Raw genomic sequence first — 271 nt, forward strand, 5'->3', positions numbered from 1 at the left:
TGCAGGGGCACGGAGGTCCGATTGTTCTGGATATGCTGCTCCAGCGCTGCATTCAACTGGGCTGCCGTTTGGCTCGCCCTGGGGAATTCAGCGAGCGGGCATTTTTGAATGACAAGCTCGACCTGGCTCAGGCCGAAGCGATTGCCGACCTCATTGAGGCGAGTTCTGCACAGGCCGCTCGTAACGCATTGCGTTCCCTGCAGGGTGCTTTCTCGCAGCGTGTGCATAACTTGACCGAGCAATTGATCGGTCTGCGCATCTATGTCGAAGC

At 57.9% G+C, this 271-nt stretch carries 1 pseudogene; it reads left to right on the plus strand.

Features of this window, described 5'->3' with window-relative positions:
- Window positions 1–271: pseudogene (locus tag GHO42_RS07450) on the plus strand (tRNA uridine-5-carboxymethylaminomethyl(34) synthesis GTPase MnmE); the annotation flags it as partial.

It is taken from the genome of Pseudomonas sp. FSL R10-0056 (assembly GCF_009600105.1).
In the GTDB taxonomy this organism is placed as follows: Bacteria; Pseudomonadota; Gammaproteobacteria; order Pseudomonadales; family Pseudomonadaceae; genus Aquipseudomonas; species Aquipseudomonas bubulae.